We start from the raw sequence: 17,734 nt of genomic DNA, 5'->3' as shown, positions 1-17,734 counted from the left end.
GATATGATGGGAATAGGGAATCCAATCTTTTTTTTATTTTCTTTATTTATAGCCGCTGTTATTTTAATGTATTTCTTTCGAAAACAATACAGAGATCAAGTTGTTCCTTCTAATCTACTATGGGAAGAGGTTATGAAGGAGTGGCAAGCTTCTCCATGGTTTCATAGATTACAGAAAAATCTCTTACTTCTTTTACAAGTTCTGATCCTTATCTTCTTAATGATTGCCCTGGTAAAGCCTTACACATTTAACGAAATGGCCCCAAAAGATCATCTCGTCATTTTACTCGACACCTCTGCCTCTATGAACGCAGTGGTGAACAACCGATCTCACTTTGAAGAAGCAAAAGAAGACATTGAATCATTAATTGAAGGATCTGATGGAAAGGTAACCCTATTAGGAGTGGGGAAATCTGTAACCACCATTGTCTCAGAAGAAACAAACGACCGGGTTGTTCTCAATGGTTTAAAGAACCTTTCATTATCTAATGACAACGAAGATATGAAAAAAGCGATTCACCTTGGAGAGGCATTGGCCATTGGGTCGGAATCAATCATACATATCTTCTCAGATTCAATGGAAAAAGAGGATTTTACAGAAGAACTTACCAGTCCTATTCAGGTACATAATCTTTTGACTAATCCTGTAAATGTTTCCCTTACAAGTTTCGGGGTTGAACGGTTAGGATCTTCTTATCAAGGAGTCGCTGTGATCGAAAATCAAAGTGATGTATCACGAAGGGGTCACCTCTCCATTTTCGATGAAAAGAAAGAAATCTTTTCAGTGGAACTGACATTGGATTCAGGAAAGGAAACCGTTGTTCCATTATCTGATCTTTCCCATAGCCCGATTTATAAGGCGGTCATCGATTTCAATGATGATTACATGGAAGATAACAGTCTTTCAAGTATCCAGGCTGCTTCAAAACCAGCCATTCACGTCATAGGGGAAATTAACCCCTTCTTATTAAAAGGATTCCAATCGATCGGAGTTGACGTGAAAACCATTGAAGAGGATCAAAAGAAGTCCGGGGATGAAATCATCCTGACCACAAAGGAGAAGTGGCAGCAATTATCGGTCGAGAGCCCTGCCATGATCGTTCCGACTCGGTCAAAAGAATCTACGCCTCTGAAACACGGGATTAAAACAGCGAATGAAGATCCCCTATTAAAACATGTTGACCTGGAAAAAGTGTATGTGGAAAAAGTGCATTCCATCCAAATTAAGAATCTCCAATCAGTTGCCACAGGTGATTCCATTCCTCTCATACAGAAGGGAGAAGTGAATGGTCAGAAGCTTGTCCTGTTAAATCTGCACCTTAACGAATCAGACTTCCCATTACATCCGGGTTTTCCGATCTTTCTTTATAATTCTTATCAGTTTTTATCAGAAAATCACGGTTTTCTAGGCTATTATCAACCGGAAGAAGAGAGGACATTACCTCTTTCTGGTGATAAATGGGATATATACTCCACTGAAGGTGAGTTTGTAAAAGAATGGAATGGGGAGGGAGTGTTCAAGGCACCCGAAGCCCCGGGAGTATATCAGGCTATACGAGGTAGTGAAACGAAATATTTCAGTGTTGTACTTGACGATCGTGAAAAACAATTATCAGAAGGGTCCTCTTTTTCACTTGCACCCACTAAAGAAATGAAAAATGAGGAACCAAAGAGCATTCCTCAAACCTTTTCTGTCTGGTTTCTAATCTTGGCGATTCTATTATTATTCATCGAATGGGAGGTGTACAGACGTGGGAATCGATTTTAAAGAAATCCTTTGGTTATGGCTAATGATTCCCCTCGGGTTTGTACTCTTCCTATTTGCCAAACAGGGATTAAAGAGGAAGGAAGAACAGCTCGTCCTCCTATTAAGGGGATGTGGGATGGGTCTATTGATCATAGCCCTTGCTAACCCGTTTATTATGTTGCCGGATAAAGGAAGGTCGGTAATCATTCTAGCTGACCGTTCTGCATCTGTGGCGGAACAAGAGAATCACATCCTGAATCTGATCAATCAAGCAACCAGAACCACGAGGGAACATGATGGATACGGAATCGTTGCCTTTGGAGAAAACCCGGAAATTGAACGAACAACCTCACTAGAAAGAAATCCCATCGATCAGTTTGCAGGTGAGATCAAAGCAGGGGAAACAAACCTCGAAGAAGGACTGGAATATGCATCGAATCTCCTTACCCGTGGAGGAAGGATCGTCGCCATCACTGACGGGAAGGAAACGACGGGTTCCGGGGGAAATGTCATACCTTTATTAAAGGGAAAAGGGATTGAAGTGGACTGGATGCCTCTTTCATCGGATACGAAAGAAGACGTGGCTGTAACAAATGTTGCAACGCCCTCGATCCAATATGAGGGAGAAGAAACAACCATAACCGTTAATGCGTACAGCACAACAAAAAAAGAGATAGAGATCAGGATCTCCTTAAATGATCGATTAATCATTAAAGAGATTGTACAAGTGCAAGAAGGTGACAATGAATTTCAGTTCAAGCATGTCGTAGGTGAATCGGGTTTATTGGAATATAAGGCTGAAGTGTTTACTGCAGGGGATGGAAGCAAAGAAAATAATACCTTATACAATCTCGCCCGTTCAGAAGGTCCGGCCAAAGTTCTCCTGGTGGAAAACCCTTCTGGAGAAAGTCCATTAACTCCCCTACTGAAATCAGCTGGGTTTAGCGTCGATTCATACAAACCTGAGCAGTTACCGGGAAAGCTGACTTCCTATCTGCAATATCAGACGATTCTATTTGATAATGTATCTGCCACAAGCATCCCTGAGAATAAGATGCTTCTCATGGAAAATAGCGTCAAAGAATTTGGACGAGGATTTATCATGTTTGGCGGAAGCGACAGTTTTGCCCTTGGAGGATATTTTAAAACACCGATTGAACGATTGCTGCCCGTCGATATGGATGTGAAAGGGAAAAAGGAGCTTCCATCTCTTGGTCTTGTCATTGTTCTCGATCGATCAGGCAGTATGAATGGTCACAAGATTGCCCTTGCAAAAGAAGCAGCTGCAAGAACCGTCTCTCTTCTAAGAGATAAAGATACGTTAGGAGTCATTGCATTTGACGATCGACCATGGGAAATCGTCGAGACCAAACCACTTTCTGATCGGAAAAAAGCAGAAAAGCAAATACGTTCCATTTCTCCTGGTGGGGGGACAGAAATCTTTTCCTCCTTACAGCAAGCGTATAAAAGTTTAGAAGATCTACCTTTAAAAAGAAAACATATTATTCTTTTAACAGATGGGCAGTCTGCGACGACAGGTAGTTACCAGTCACTTGTAGAGGATGGTCACGATAAACAAATCACGCTATCCACCGTCTCAATCGGTGAAGGAGCAGATAGAGGTCTGTTAAATGATTTGTCCCAATGGGGAAAAGGTCGATTTTATGATGTTGTCGACGCCAGTGTGATACCGAGTATCTTAACAAGGGAGACTGTCATTACTACAAGGACCTATATTGAAGACAATCCATTTTATCCATTGATTTCTTCGTCTAAATGGGAATCTTTATTCACCGAAGGCATTCCGCAAATGAATGCCTATATTGCCACAAGTCCTAAAGGAACTGCTCTAGTTGAAATGAAGAGTGAAAAGAATGATCCAATCTTGGCCTCTTGGAGATATGGTCTTGGGAGGACATTTGCATTTACATCTGATACAACTGGAAAATGGACAGGGGATTTCATCAGGTGGAAAGGATGGCCGACGTTCGTTAATCAGCTTGTTACACAATCGTTTCCTGATATTCAATCCAACCCGTACACCATTGATGTGAAGGAGGATCGGGGACGTACTCAGCTAAAGCTTTCGTCATCGGAGGGAGATGTCTCACAACTTGAGGTAACGGCACTTGATGAAAGTGGAAAAAAGATCCCTGCAACGACAAGAATCAAGGATCCGGGAGACTATGAAGTCGAATTTGAGAGCCGGTTATCTCCTGGACTATATCATATGAACATCTCCAAGACAGGTGAAGAGAGTGGAAGCTCATACCAAACAGGCTTTTCGGTTCCATATTCGAAAGAGTATTCCTACAAGGGGGGAACCCGGACGCTTGACGAAATAGTAGAAGAAACAGGGGGAAAGAGGTATTTCTCAACTAAAGAAGTCTTTAGAAAGTTTGAAACCAAATCATCCAGAGAACAATCGACTCAATCTCTCTTTATTATTATAGGCTTTCTACTCTTCTTTGCTGAAATTGCCATTAGAAGGTTTGGATTAGACCAAATTTTGGGAGTTGTTAATAAGCTTAAAAGAAGTATACCCGCTTCCGTTCCTAAAGAACAAACAAGCTTTGAACAACTTGGCAGAAAAGTGAAACATAACCGCAAGCCGAATGAGTGGGAGAAACCTATAAGCAACAAGCAGTCTATACCTAAAGTTTCAGGGGAAAAGGGGCCGATAAATAAACCCAAGGTTAAACAGGAGCCTCAAGAAACCAGGGATGATGATCGCCTTCAGCGTCTACTTGAAGCAAAAAGGAGAAGAGACAAATAAAAAAGAGAAGGCCGGCGCCTTCTCTTTTTACTTTCATCAGCCTTCCTTTTTCTCAATGTAAACCTGATGAGGGTAAGGAATTTCAATTCCATTTTGATCAAGAGCTTCTTTTAGAGCTTTACGAAGCTTCCGTTCCACTCCCCATTGCTCCATGTTTTTCGTTTTGCATAACACTCTCAGTACTACATCGGAAGCCCCAAGTGTCTGAACACCTAACACATTTGGTCCATCTACAATATTGTCATCTTCTTGAGCGATCGTATCACAAACCTGCTGAAGTACTACCATCGCTTTGTCAATGTCATCGTCATATGAGATCCCGATATCAACAAGTGCTCTCATATTTCCGCGGGAATGATTGCTGACACTCGTGATTTCTCTATTTGGCACAAAATGAAGAGTGCCATCGAACCCACGAATATGAGTCGTTCGTAAACCAACCTCTTCTACAATCCCTGAGAAATTTCCAGTGGAGACGTAATCTCCTACATCCACTTGCTTTTCCAATAGAATAAAGAATCCTGTCACCACATCACTTACTAATCCTTGAGCACCAAAGCCGACTGCAAGACCAATAATTCCTGCTCCTGCAAGAATCGCCGTCACCTGGATACCGAAGATTTGTAAAATCGTGACAAAGAAAACAAAAATCAGGATGTATCCGATTATATTTTTTGAAAGACTTTGTAATGTTTGGGCGCGACCTTCAGAAACTTCATTTCTCTTTCGGTACTTATCAAAGACTCTCTCAATCACTTTGTTAGCCGCACCTTTCACGATAATGAAAGCGATCCAGATCGCTACTATCTGTAAGGCGCCAATTCCGATCGTCACCAATAGACCGCCCCAATTAAAATTGGAAAGTCGGTCACTTAAAGCACTAAGACCAAGTATGTAATTCAATCCAAAACATCCTTCCTTTTAAATAATGACCATTCTAGTATACACAATTCACCATAGGGCATGTCAAAGAGTATATCAAAAACCATATTGTTTTATTCCCCAGTTGAGAAATGGTAAACTTTATGTAGATGTTTATTCGAGGGGAAAAGTGAGTAAACTTCTATATAATAGGGAAAACCAAGTAAGGGATGCAGTCATTAAATTATAATTATTTTAATATTAAATTGATTATAATTTAACATTGACTTAAAAAAACTAATCCTTTATAATGAAAATTGTGATTCAGAAAGGACAGGCTGTCACGTCTTCCTTTCTCAGGTGAAATATTTCATTAAAAACTCATTGGAGGGATTCACTCATGGCAGAACGCATGGTAGGCAAACAAGCTCCACGATTTGAAATGGACGCTGTATTGCCAAACAAAGAATTCGGTAAAGTGTCACTCGAAGAAAATATGAAAAACGGTAAATGGACAGTATTGTTCTTCTACCCAATGGACTTCACTTTCGTTTGTCCAACTGAAATTACAGCAATGTCAGACCGTTACGATGAGTTCGAAGATTTAGATGCAGAAGTTATCGGTGTTTCTACAGACACTATTCATACACACTTAGCTTGGATCAACACTGACCGTAAAGAAAATGGTCTTGGTGAGTTAAGATACCCATTAGCTGCAGATACAAACCACAGCGTATCCAGCGAATACGGAGTCCTAATTGAAGATGAAGGTATTGCTCTTCGCGGACTATACATCATCAACCCAGAAGGGGAACTTCAATATCAAGTAGTATTCCACAACAATATCGGCCGTGACGTTGAAGAAACTCTACGTGTTCTTCAAGCACTTCAAACCGGTGGACTTTGCCCGGCAAACTGGAAGCCAGGTCAAAAAACTTTATAATTTTCAAATGAATAAAGGCCTAACCGTTTGTTAGGTCTTTTTCTTATCATGTTGATTTTTTCAGGAGTAGTACAAATCCATCCTGCGAACAATAGAAATAGGATCGATACAAATTAAGGGAGGGTATAATAATGAAGCTTCGTGAACCGATGCCGGAATTAAACGGTGCAACAGAATGGTTAAATGGAGAAGTGAAAAAGGGAGATTTGGTAGGAGAAAAGCCGACACTTATTCACTTCTGGTCCATCTCATGTCACCTGTGCAAAGAAGCCATGCCACAAGTAAATGAATTTCGCGATCAATACAGTGATAAACTGAATGTTATTGCTGTCCATATGCCACGGTCCGAGGATGATCTGAACCTGGACGAAATAAAGAAGGTAGCAGCTGAGCACGATATTACTCAGCCAATCTTCGTAGACAGTGAGCATAAACTGACAGATGCATTCGAAAATCAATATGTACCAGCTTACTATGTATTTGATAAAGACGGGAATCTTCGTCACTTCCAAGCGGGCGGAAGCGGAATGAAAATGCTTGAAAAGCGCGTCAATCGTGTGCTGGATGAAATGGAAAAAAGCGAATAAGTTCAAACGAAATATGTGGGAATAGATCGGTCAAAAGACCGATCTATTTTTTTGGATTCATTTTTACAATTAATATGAATAATAAGACTAGAAGGATAATTCATAAAAAAGTAAAAAATTCTAAAAAAGGGTAGATAAATATTTCGAAAGCCGATATATTTATTAGTACGTTCTTTTTTTATGCAACGTTGAAGGGGGAGAAAATATGGATACTTTTAAAAAATTGAAAGCCTTTTATTGGCCATATAAAAGGCATTTTATCATTTCAATGATTTTCTTGATTTTTGTTACACTGATCACTGTCGTCTATCCAATGATCCTGCAAATCACGATAGATGATGTGATTCTGCAAGGGAACTATCAGTGGATTCCATACTTAGCTTTTGGATTTATCGGCATTATGATTGTGAAAGGCGTTGCCACATTTATTCAACAATACCATGGGGATCTATTCGGTATAACCTCGGTTTATCGAATGAGAAATGAACTGTATGAAAAGCTTCAATTCCTTCCATTCAGTTACTATGATAACGCCAAAACTGGTGATCTGATGTCCCGGTTGACGGCAGATGTAGAAGCATTCCGTTTCTTCTTATCCTTTGGTTTTTCCGAACTGCTTCGCTTTTTCCTTTTAGTAACGGTAAGCTTTGGTGTTATGTTCTATTATTCACCTCAGTTGACATTCGTTACCCTAGTATCGTTACCATTTCTGGCAATAGCCGTATACAAATTTGATAAAGCGGTTCACCCTGCTTTCAGGGGTATCCGTAAATCATTCGGAAAACTGAATACCAATGTTCAAGAAAATATTTCAGGAATCAATACAGTAAAATCATTATCGAGAGAAAATCATCAAATCAACAAATTCAACCAATCAAACGGGGATTACAAAGATAAATACCTTTTCACCTCGGACATCTGGGCAAAGTACTTTCCGTTAATGGAGTTTTTGGGAAATGTAAGTGTGGTGACACTTCTCGCATATGGTGGTTATCTGGTGATGAATGGTAATCTTCAACCTGGAGAGCTGGTCGCGTTTTACAGTTTAGTGTGGTACATTATCTGGCCGATCATGAATCTAGGATTTACGATTAACCTGTTTTCCCAATCGAAAGCATCAGGGGAACGTTTGCTCGAAATTCTTGAAGTGGACGAAGAGATAAAAGATCATCAAGGGGTTCTTCACGTCGATCGGATGAATGGTGAAGTAGAGTTCAAGCACGTGTCACTGAATTACACCGTTCATGATGAAGCTGCCCTCGAGGATATTACCTTTAAGGCTGAACCCGGAAAAGTCATCGGTCTGATCGGAGGTACCGGCTCTGGTAAAACGAGTATCACCCAGCTTATCACTCGTTTCTATGAACCTGAAGAGGGAGAAATCCTTATCGATGGGCGGGATCTGAAGGACTACTCTTTAAAATCACTTCGAAAAAATATCGGTTTCGTACTTCAGGAATCTTTCTTATTCTCCTCAACCATCAAAGCAAATATATCGTATGGACGGCCGGAAGCAACCATGGAAGAAATCATGGAAGCAGCAAAACGGGCACAAGCCCATGATTTCATTTCAGAATTACCCGATGGCTACGACACAAGGCTTGGTGAAAGAGGCTTAGGTCTTTCAGGTGGTCAAAAGCAGCGGATTGCCATTGCCCGTGCGATTTGTACAGATCCATCGATCCTGATCCTTGATGACGCAACAAGCGCCGTAGACATGGAAACTGAATTCAGGATTCAAAGAGCGCTAAAAGAAGTCATGTCGGATCGAACGACCTTTATAATTGCCCATCGGATTTCATCCCTCAAGCATGCAGATGAAATCCTTGTACTGGAAAATGGGAAAATCGTAGAGAGGGGAGTTCATGACTTCCTACTGAAAAATAATGGACCGTATCAACGAATCTATGACATCCAATACAAAGACCAGAAAAAAATATTACAAACTCAGGAAGGGTAGGTGAGAGGGTTTGAGTCAGAAATACAAAGTGAACAAAAGTGTATTAAGCAGATTCCATTACTCTACAGATCAAGTGATCGATAAGTCGTTTAACTGGGAACAACTCTACCGGTTATTAACGTATTTAAAGCCCTATTCTAAAAAACTTCTGCCCTTATCCATCATTACCGTTCTAATCACAACAGCAGTAAGGTTGATCGTACCTATTCTGATTGGGGTATACACATTAGACAAAGCAATCAGGCAGAAGGATTCCAATTTACTATTTACACTCGTTGGAATTATCGCAGGGCTCTATGTATTGAACTACGTAGCAAATGTGCTCAGGATCAGGTGGATGAATCAACTGGGGCAAGGGGTTATTTATGATTTAAGAAAGCACTTATTCAGCCATGTTCAATGGCTATCCCATCGCTTCTTTGATCAGAGATCAGCCGGTTCCATCCTGGTTCGAATCATGAATGACATAAACTCCCTTCAAGAGCTCTTTACAAACGGAGTTATTAATCTATTGATGGATATCATTCTACTCATTGGAATCATCGTCATTCTCTTTACGTTAAGCCCTGAGTTAACACTTGCCGTCATGGTCATTCTGCCAATCATGTTCTTTATCTCAACAAGCTTACGAAAAAACATCCGCAGATCCTGGCAAATGGTGCGTCTCAAGCAATCGAAATTGAACTCCCACCTGAATGAAAGCATCCAGGGGATCCGGGTTACTCAATCATTCACTCAAGAAAAAGAAAACATGGCCTTCTTCGATGGGGTAAACACCGAGAACTTCGATAGCTGGAGAACGGCCACAAAGAAAAATGCCATGTTCCGCCCGCTGGTAGAACTGACAAACGCCATCGGGACAGCGGTCCTCATATGGTACGGTGCCCATCTTATCCAAGGCGGCTCACTGGAACTGGGAGAATTCGTTTCATTCGCCTTCTATCTGGGGATGTTCTGGGAACCCATTTCAAGGCTCGGTCAAGTATACAATCAACTACTGATCGGAATGGCTTCATCAGAGCGTATCTTCGAATTCCTTGATGAACAGCCGATTGTAAATGAAAAAACAAATGCGCTGAACCTGACTGACATCAAAGGAAGAATACAGTTTGAGAATGTAGAATTCTCCTATGATGACACACGAAAAGCACTCCAAAACATCAACCTTGAAATGAAAGCCGGCCAGACCGTCGCCTTAGTCGGTCATACCGGATCTGGTAAAACCACGATCGCCAACCTGATCAGCCGCTTTTACGATCCGACGAAGGGTGAAGTGAAAATTGATGGGGTGAACCTGAGGGATGCATCGGTTTCAAGCTTACGGAGCCAAATCAGCATCGTCCTGCAGGATACCTTCATCTTCTCGGGAACGATCATGGATAACATCCGATTCGGACGCCCTGATGCTACGGACAAAGAAGTAAAGAAAGCCGCCGAAGCGATCGGAGCTAATGAATTTATCGAAAAACTCTCAAATGGTTACGAAACCGAAGTAGAAGAACGAGGCAACGTTTTATCCGTCGGTGAAAGACAATTACTGTCATTCGCTCGAGCACTCTTGGCGAACCCCCGTATCATCATATTGGATGAAGCGACAGCATCCATCGATACAGAAACAGAAGTCAAAATTCAAAACGCATTGAAACAACTGTTGAACGGCCGGACCGCGATCATCATCGCCCACCGCCTATCTACGATTCGTGAATCGGACAATATCTTTGTTCTGGAGAATGGAAGAATCAAAGAATCCGGTAACCACGATGAGCTGATGGAGCAACAGGGTGATTATTATGAGCTGGTTAAATCACAGTTCAGAATGTTGGATGCGATGTAAGTTAGGAGGACCCCTGCACTGGTGTGTGTGGGGTTCTTTTCTTTTGTTTATGGAAGGGGAGTGGTGGAGGTGGTGGTGGTGCGGGATTTGTCAGAATTTGCAGAACGGTCGGTATCGTGAAAATAAGGTTGATATAATGAAAAAACGGTTGATAAATTCAAATTTCGGTTGATAAAACAAAATAACGGTTGATAAATCTCTATAACGGTCGATAAAAAAATCATTACTGAAATTTTTCCAATAATAAAGGGAATTCTTGTTTGAAAGTAGAATACTATTATTACCAAATTCGAAAGGAATGATAATTTGATCATTAAAGTAAGAGAAATCCCCCTAACTATCCTCTATTTTGAAGCCTTGGTAAGGAGACTACCCCGAGAATCCAGCCTCAGATCTAAGATTGAAGAAAACTTGCTCAAGGCTTGGGCAGGTTACCATGGAGAATGTAAAGTAGACCGACAATTGAGTACAATTGATAATCAACATATGCTCGTCCTTAACGATCTTTGTATACCAATGGGGGAGAGTTTCTTTCAAATTGATACTCTAATTCTCACTAGAAATTTTATATTGATTTTAGAAATAAAAAATATAGCGGGATCCATGGAATTCGGAACTCAATTTGAACAATTTTCCCGGACTCTTAAGGGAGAAGTAACAGGCTTTCCCAATCCCCTCTCTCAAGCGAATAGATATAAGATACACCTCACACAATGGCTCCAAAAGAAAAAACTCCCTATTATCCCAATTGAATTTTTAGTTGTATTCACAAACTCTTCTTCATTAATATCTACCTCTAGTCAGAGTAAGGATACTTTAGGTAGGGCTATCAGAATAGAGAATCTCGTTGCAAAATTTCTTACCATTCAACATAGCTGCTCAGTTTCGAATTCAATTCTTGAAATGAAGGAAATTAAAAAGATTGCCAATTCCCTAATGAAGGAGCATGCTCCATATTCTAAATTTAAACAACAGCATGAAGGAATCATACCCGGTGTTAGGTGTACCCGCTGCGAGAGATTCAATATGGTACGTAACATGAGGTCTTGGTACTGTCCTGATTGTGGAGTATTTGACCGGAATGCTCACCAACAGGCCATTTACGATTACTTACTCCTTGTAAGCCCGATTATTACCAACAAACAAGCAAGAGAGTTCTTAGGTGTTGAATCCTCCAGAGTGGCCTATCTTCTACTAAATAACATGAACCTTTCTTTACAAGGTAAAGGAAAAGGTCGAATCTACTCTCTCCCCAAAAACTTCATTCATCAATAATCCGTAGTCAAAATTAGTACCAATACCATCTTGAAAAACAAGCCCCATCCCCCCAAGCAACATCATTGCCAACCACCCCAAAAACCTCTAAAATAAAAGACAAATCGATGTTTGTGAAAAACGTCACAAAATATTCATGTTCAACACATCACAAACTCATTTTCAGGTTTTATAATGAACAATAAGTGATAAACAGTAGAAAAGAGCTGTTTACGATAGTAAGTAGATCAGTAGGGGGAGTATAGAATGGTTTTAGATGGTGTGATTTTGAGCAGAATGCTCACGTCGACAACCCTTGCATTCCATATTATTTTTGCGACGATTGGGGTAGGGGTGCCGATTATGATTTCCATTGCGGAGTTCATGGGAATCAAACGAAATGATCCTCATTACCTTTTGCTTGCCAGAAGATGGGCAAGAGGTTTTACGATTACGGTTGCGGTGGGGGTTGTAACAGGTACAGCCATAGGGTTGCAGCTGTCCTTATTGTGGCCTTCGTTTATGCAGGTGGCCGGACAGGTAATTGCACTGCCATTATTTATGGAAACTTTTGCGTTTTTCTTTGAGGCTATCTTTTTAGGAATCTATCTTTATACTTGGGACCGCTTTAAGAATAAGTGGATTCACTGGCTGTTGACGATTCCGGTTATGATTGGTTCTTCGGCTTCAGCGCTGTTTATTACAACGGTGAATGCGTTTATGAACACTCCTCAAGGATTTGAATTAGAGGATGGGAAAGCGATTAATATCGACCCGATTGCTGCGATGCTGAATCCTGCGACGCCTACGAAAGTGTTTCACGTGTTGACGACTGCCTATTTGACGTCGGCTTTAGTGTTGGCGGCGATTACGGCATTCGCGATTCTTCGTAAAAAAGGCGGGGAATATCATAAGAAAGCCCTGCGTTTAACGATGGTTTCTGCTTTGATTTTCGCTTTTGCCACTGCTCTGGCAGGGGACTTATCGGCTAAATTTCTTGCCGAGTATCAGCCCGAAAAGCTTGCAGCAGCGGAATGGCATTTTGAAACGGAAGAGAATGCTGACCTAATCGTATTCGGAACGCTGGATGAAAATAATGAGGTCCATAATGAGATCCGCTTACCTGGATTCTTAAGTTTCCTGGCCGGGAGTTCTTTTGAGACAGAGGTTATAGGTTTGAATGAATTTCCTGAAGATGAGCGGCCGCCTTTATGGGTTCACTATATGTTTGACCTGATGGTATCAATTGGGTTCTACAGTATCTTTATTTCTGCAGCATTTGTTTTATTCTGGAAGTGGAAGAAGCGGAATGAATGGAATAAACCGTTGTTATGGGGAATTGTAGCGAGTGGACCACTGGCGATGCTGGCAATCGAATTCGGATGGATTTATGCCGAGGTGGGTCGACAGCCATGGATTATGAGAGGGTATATGAAAGTGGCGGATGCGGCAACGAAAGCCGATGGAGTAGGCTTGACGTTTGCATTGTTTGTAGGCCTCTATATCCTTCTGGGTGTGCTATGTGTGGTTGTATTGATTAAAATGTTTAAAGACAAGCCTGCAGAGGCGGAATTAGAACAACGTTTTCCTAAGAAAGCGAGTTAAGCAGATATAAAAGTACTCCTTCTTTTCAGGTGGCCTGAGAAGAAGGGGTTTCAAGCTTTAAGGGAGGAATGGGTATGAGTTTGGAATTTGTGGGGATTACCGTATTGTGGATTTTCCTTTATGGTTACCTGATAGTAGCTTCGATTGATTTTGGAGCCGGATTCTTCGCCTTTTATGGAAGATTGAAAGGCAAGGAGCATACATTGAACGTGTTGATTAGCAGATACCTTTCTCCGGTATGGGAAGTAACCAACGTCTTTTTTGTCTTTTTCTTTGTGGGTCTTGTCGGATTCTTTCCTGACACAGCCTATTATTATGGAACGGCATTATTACTTCCGGGAAGTATCGCCATCATTTTATTAGCCATAAGAGGGAGCTTCTATGCTTTCGGGAATTACGGGTCAAAGGACAATATCGTATATCTGTTTTTATATGGGGCGACGGGGTTATTAATTCCTGCTTCCTTATCAACGGCTTTAACCATTTCAGAAGGTGGATTTCTGGAAGAACAGGGGGATAAGGTGATCTTCCTCGCCAAGGAACTCTTTACCAGCCCGTATTCATGGAGTGTAGTCGCCCTCTCCATTGTGTCGGTGTTATTTATCAGTGCGACATTTCTAACCTATTATGCAAACCGTGCAGGAGATATGGATTCCAGGGAGGAATTAAGAACGTTTTCCCTGTTTTGGAGTGCACCTACGATTCTCGCAAGTTTATTAGTATTTGTATCGTTGAGAGAGCATAATGCAGAGCATTTTGCGAAGGCGATTGATATTTGGTGGATGTTTGGGTTGTCACTTCTTTGCTTCTTTGGTGCATCGCTAATGATATACATGCGTAAGAATTTTGGAACGGCATTTATATTGGTTATGCTGCAATTCTTCTTTGCCTTTTTTGGCTATGGTGCATCGCATTTACCTTATATTCTTAAACCGTTTATTACGATTGAAACAAGTGTGACGAATCCAACGATGGGAATGGCCCTGGTCATCGTCTTCATAGCAGGGTTGCTATTATTGATTCCATCTCTATATCTGTTAATGAGGCTGTTTTTATTTGATGCAGATTATATTAAAGGCAAGAAGTGATCGATCTACAAATCCCATCTAAATTTAATACAGAGTACAACAGGGAGAAATTTCATTTTCTCCTTTTTTTTATGCTAAAATAAAGGATATAGAGAGTGCGGGGGGATGTATGGTGAAAAAAGAGTTTGTGGTTGTTGGTTTAGGACGATTTGGAGGCAGTATTGTCCGTTCATTATCAGATCAAGGCATGGAGGTTATGGCGATTGATCAGGATGAAGATAAAGTAAATGAATTCTCTTCCATTGCTTCTCATGCGGTAGTGGCAGATGCAACGGATGAATCCGTCTTAAAAAGCCTGGGAATCAGAAATTTTGATCACGTCATCGTGGCTATTGGAGACGATATCCAATCCAGTATCTTAACCACCTTGATGATGAAAGAAATCGGTGTGAAAAAAATTACCGTTAAGGCTCAAAATGATTATCATGAAAAAGTATTGCGGAAAATAGGTGCGAACCAAGTCGTTCATCCAGAACGCGATATGGGAAGAAGGATTGCTCATAATATCGTTTCGAATAATGTATTGGATTACCTGGAACTGTCGGATGAACACTCCATCGTAGAGATTGTGGCGAATGAACATCTGAGTGGGAATTCTTTAATTGATTTGGATATCCGTGCTCAATTCGGGATCAATATCGTGGCGATTAAGAGACAAAAGGATATTATTGTGTCTCCACAAGCCGATGAACAAATTCGTGAAGGTGATATCCTGATTGTAATCGGTGCAGATACGGATATTAATCGTTTTGAAAAGAAGGTTTTATAATCATAAAGAAGAGGCTGACCTTTTTATCGGGTCAGCCTCTTTTTTGATAGATCAGACTTCCATGATGATTGGTAAAATCATAGGACGTCGTTTTGTTTTTTCATATAAGAATGGAGCCAGTGTATCTGTGATTTCATTTTTGATTTCTGACCATTGAGAAGTTCTTCTCTCAAGAACTTTGTTCAGATGTTTAGAAATAAGCGTTTGTGCTTCATTTATAAGGTCACCTGATTCTCGCATGTACACAAATCCTCTTGAAATCAGGTCCGGGCCGGAAGCAATCTTGAAATCTTTCATGTCGATGCTTACAACGACGATGACTAAGCCTTCTTCTGAAAGGATACGGCGATCGCGAAGTACGATATTACCGATATCACCTATACCGCTTCCGTCGATATAGACGTTTCCTGAAGGGATTTTTCCAGCTACTTGTGCGGAGTCATTGCTTAATGCAAGAACTTCACCATTGTCCATTATGAAGCAGTTTTCAGGCTGTACTCCACAGTCTACACCAAGCTGAGCGTGCATCTTCTGCATGCGGAATTCACCATGTATCGGCATAAAGAAGGTTGGATTCATCAGGCGGAGCATTAACTTCATTTCCTGTTGTCCACCATGACCAGATGTATGGATATCACTTAATGGTCCATGAATGACTTCTGCTCCAGCACGGTATAATAGGTTGATTGTGCGGTTTACACTGATCGTATTTCCAGGGATCGGTGAAGAAGAGAATACAACGGTATCCCCGGGCTGGATCTGAATCTGACGGTGAGTACCGTTTGCGATTCTGGATAATGCAGCCATTGGTTCACCTTGGGAACCTGTACATAATATCGCGACTTCATTCGCAGGTAATCGATTTATTTGGTTATGTTCAATGAATGTATCTTTAGGGGCGTTAATATACCCTAATTCTTGACCGATCGTAATGGCCGCTTCCATGCTTCTTCCGAAAACAGCGACTTTTCTATTATGAAAGACAGCTGCTTCCACCACTTGTTGAAGACGGTGAATATTAGATGCGAAAGTAGCGAATATGACACGACCGTCCACTTTGCGGAAAATGTCATTGATGCTTTCTCCGACTTTACGTTCCGACATTGTGAAGTTTGGAACTTCAGCGTTCGTACTATCAGATAGAAGACAAAGTACGCCTTCTTTTCCGATTTCAGCCATTTTGGTTAAGTTCGCGGGCTCGCCAACCGGCGTGAAATCAAATTTAAAGTCACCTGTGTGTACAACATTACCAGGTGGTGTTTTCACAACAATTCCGTATGAATCCGGAATACTGTGAGTCGTTCTGAAGAAGGTTACGGACGTCTTGCGGAATTTAATGATGTCATCTTCTTGAATGACATTTAGTTTCGCATTTCTTAATAGACCGTGCTCTTCAAGCTTGTTTTTAATAAGTCCCAGTGCGAGCTTCCCGCCGTATATCGGGATGTTTAATTCGCGCAGTAAATAGGGGATTCCACCAATATGGTCTTCGTGTCCGTGTGTCACGAAAAGGCCTTTGATTTTATCCGCATTCTTCACCAGGTACGTATAGTCCGGGATTACGTAATCGATACCGAGAAGTTCGTCTTCAGGGAACTTGATTCCCGCATCGATCAGGATGATTTCGTCTTGAAATTGTACGCCGTATGTGTTTTTACCGATTTCACCTAAACCGCCAAGGGCAAATACTGCGGTTTGGTCATTCTTGACAAATTTCATGGATTATTGCTCCAACTCGAAAGAATGATGGTTTTCTTCATACTCTAAAAAAGCGCCCTCTAGCTTTTGTACGAATTCAATGTTATACGGTTTGTCTTTTAATTTCAGACGTACTTCACGTTCTGAATCTGCTTCCATGTAAAGAGATTGAGTGCATTCGCGAACAGGCACTTCTGCTTTACTTTCTTGATAAAATACTTTAAAAATCATGTCTTTTCTCTCTCCTTATCCGTTTTCAAAAAATCTAACTTTCATCTATGATAAAAAAGTTATCAACTAACATAACATAAGCGGCGTCTAGGCACCTATAGGCATAATACCAGTCTCCGCTTGAGGGATATGGCATGACGAATAGGGCTTGACGCTGGAGCTGGACATTAGAGGGCTAGCTTCCCTGCTAATAGGTATAGATATACCATTATGGTCTGAACAGTTACTATGTTCATATATGGCTCATTTACGCCCTGTGGTAAAAAAACGATTGATCCATGAATCATTTCCTTAACACAGGGCGACCTTTCGATATGAACGAAAGGCGAGTGAAATCTATCCTTCACGAGAATTCACCATAGAGGACGGTCCTCACTCTAAC

At 41.1% G+C, this 17,734-nt stretch carries 13 protein-coding genes; 10 read left to right on the top strand and 3 right to left on the bottom strand.

Annotated features, from left to right (window positions below; all coding sequences use genetic code 11):
• The first annotated feature begins 3 nt into the window (after positions 1-3).
• Positions 4-1,767: a vWA domain-containing protein gene (locus ACIFOD_RS02010; RefSeq protein WP_430313284.1), complete on the top strand. Its 1,764-nt coding sequence runs from the start codon at positions 4-6 to the stop codon at positions 1,765-1,767.
• Positions 1,751-4,522: a VWA domain-containing protein gene (locus ACIFOD_RS02005; protein ID WP_430313283.1), complete on the top strand. Its 2,772-nt coding sequence runs from the start codon at positions 1,751-1,753 to the stop codon at positions 4,520-4,522. The genes ACIFOD_RS02010 and ACIFOD_RS02005 overlap by 17 nt, the downstream gene beginning before the upstream one ends.
• A gap of 36 nt (positions 4,523-4,558) precedes the next feature.
• On the opposite strand, the gene ACIFOD_RS02000 is transcribed toward ACIFOD_RS02005, so the two are convergent.
• Positions 4,559-5,425, bottom strand: a complete 867-nt coding sequence (locus tag ACIFOD_RS02000) for a mechanosensitive ion channel family protein (protein ID WP_113968383.1) — start codon at positions 5,423-5,425, stop codon at positions 4,559-4,561.
• A 358-nt stretch (positions 5,426-5,783) separates the two neighbouring features.
• Here ACIFOD_RS02000 and ACIFOD_RS01995 point away from each other — a divergent pair, with 358 nt between their 5' ends.
• From ACIFOD_RS01995 to ACIFOD_RS01960, 8 genes are all read left to right on the top strand, one after another.
• Positions 5,784-6,326 carry a peroxiredoxin gene (locus tag ACIFOD_RS01995; protein ID WP_113968382.1) on the top strand — a complete coding sequence of 181 codons (543 nt, stop codon included), beginning with the start codon at positions 5,784-5,786 and terminating at the stop codon, positions 6,324-6,326.
• A 131-nt stretch (positions 6,327-6,457) separates the two neighbouring features.
• Positions 6,458-6,913 (top strand): TlpA family protein disulfide reductase, encoded by a 456-nt coding sequence (locus tag ACIFOD_RS01990; RefSeq protein ID WP_430313282.1) that lies wholly within the window; start codon positions 6,458-6,460, stop codon positions 6,911-6,913.
• Positions 6,914-7,118: 205 nt separating this feature from the next.
• Positions 7,119-8,873: an ABC transporter ATP-binding protein gene (locus tag ACIFOD_RS01985; RefSeq protein ID WP_397553880.1), complete on the top strand. Its 1,755-nt coding sequence runs from the start codon at positions 7,119-7,121 to the stop codon at positions 8,871-8,873.
• A 10-nt stretch (positions 8,874-8,883) separates the two neighbouring features.
• Entirely contained in the window at positions 8,884-10,707 is a 1,824-nt protein-coding gene (locus tag ACIFOD_RS01980; RefSeq protein ID WP_430313281.1) for an ABC transporter ATP-binding protein, read from the top strand.
• Between the two features lie 306 nt (positions 10,708-11,013).
• Positions 11,014-11,982 carry a nuclease-related domain-containing protein gene (locus ACIFOD_RS01975; protein WP_430313280.1) on the top strand — a complete coding sequence of 323 codons (969 nt, stop codon included), beginning with the start codon at positions 11,014-11,016 and terminating at the stop codon, positions 11,980-11,982.
• 246 nt (positions 11,983-12,228) lie between these two features.
• Positions 12,229-13,566, top strand: a complete 1,338-nt coding sequence (locus tag ACIFOD_RS01970) for a cytochrome ubiquinol oxidase subunit I (protein WP_397553882.1) — start codon at positions 12,229-12,231, stop codon at positions 13,564-13,566.
• A 74-nt stretch (positions 13,567-13,640) separates the two neighbouring features.
• Entirely contained in the window at positions 13,641-14,654 is a 1,014-nt protein-coding gene (locus ACIFOD_RS01965) for a cytochrome d ubiquinol oxidase subunit II (protein WP_430313279.1), read from the top strand.
• 112 nt (positions 14,655-14,766) lie between these two features.
• Positions 14,767-15,423, top strand: a complete 657-nt coding sequence (locus tag ACIFOD_RS01960; protein WP_113968471.1) for a potassium channel family protein — start codon at positions 14,767-14,769, stop codon at positions 15,421-15,423.
• 51 nt (positions 15,424-15,474) lie between these two features.
• Here the strand turns inward: ACIFOD_RS01960 and rnjA are convergent, their stop codons facing one another.
• Together rnjA and ACIFOD_RS01950 are read right to left on the bottom strand one after the other, a co-directional pair.
• Complete coding sequence (gene rnjA / locus ACIFOD_RS01955) at positions 15,475-17,142, bottom strand: ribonuclease J1 (RefSeq protein ID WP_148968594.1); 1,668 nt, start codon at positions 17,140-17,142, stop codon at positions 15,475-15,477.
• 3 nt (positions 17,143-17,145) lie between these two features.
• Positions 17,146-17,352, bottom strand: a complete 207-nt coding sequence (locus ACIFOD_RS01950; RefSeq protein ID WP_044337548.1) for a DNA-dependent RNA polymerase subunit epsilon — start codon at positions 17,350-17,352, stop codon at positions 17,146-17,148.
• Positions 17,353-17,734: the final 382 nt, after the last annotated feature.

It is taken from the genome of Rossellomorea sp. NRS-1567, from assembly GCF_050467885.1.
Lineage (GTDB): Bacteria > Bacillota > Bacilli > Bacillales > Bacillaceae_B > Rossellomorea > Rossellomorea aquimaris_C.
This window is presented reverse-complemented; position numbering and strand designations above follow the sequence as displayed.

What these genes read in the sequence shown, in the direction of transcription:
- ACIFOD_RS01990 (WP_430313282.1), top strand. Translation starts at nt 6,458, where the DNA reads ATGAAGCTTCGTGAACCGATGCCGGAATTAAACGGTGCAACAGAATGG.
- ACIFOD_RS01995 (WP_113968382.1), top strand. Translation starts at nt 5,784, where the DNA reads ATGGCAGAACGCATGGTAGGCAAACAAGCTCCACGATTTGAAATGGAC.
- ACIFOD_RS01985 (WP_397553880.1), top strand. Translation starts at nt 7,119, where the DNA reads ATGGATACTTTTAAAAAATTGAAAGCCTTTTATTGGCCATATAAAAGG.
- rnjA (WP_148968594.1), bottom strand. Translation starts at nt 17,142, where the DNA reads ATGAAATTTGTCAAGAATGACCAAACCGCAGTATTTGCCCTTGGCGGT.
- ACIFOD_RS01965 (WP_430313279.1), top strand. Translation starts at nt 13,641, where the DNA reads ATGAGTTTGGAATTTGTGGGGATTACCGTATTGTGGATTTTCCTTTAT.
- ACIFOD_RS02010 (WP_430313284.1), top strand. Translation starts at nt 4, where the DNA reads ATGATGGGAATAGGGAATCCAATCTTTTTTTTATTTTCTTTATTTATA.
- ACIFOD_RS01970 (WP_397553882.1), top strand. Translation starts at nt 12,229, where the DNA reads ATGGTTTTAGATGGTGTGATTTTGAGCAGAATGCTCACGTCGACAACC.
- ACIFOD_RS01950 (WP_044337548.1), bottom strand. Translation starts at nt 17,352, where the DNA reads ATGATTTTTAAAGTATTTTATCAAGAAAGTAAAGCAGAAGTGCCTGTT.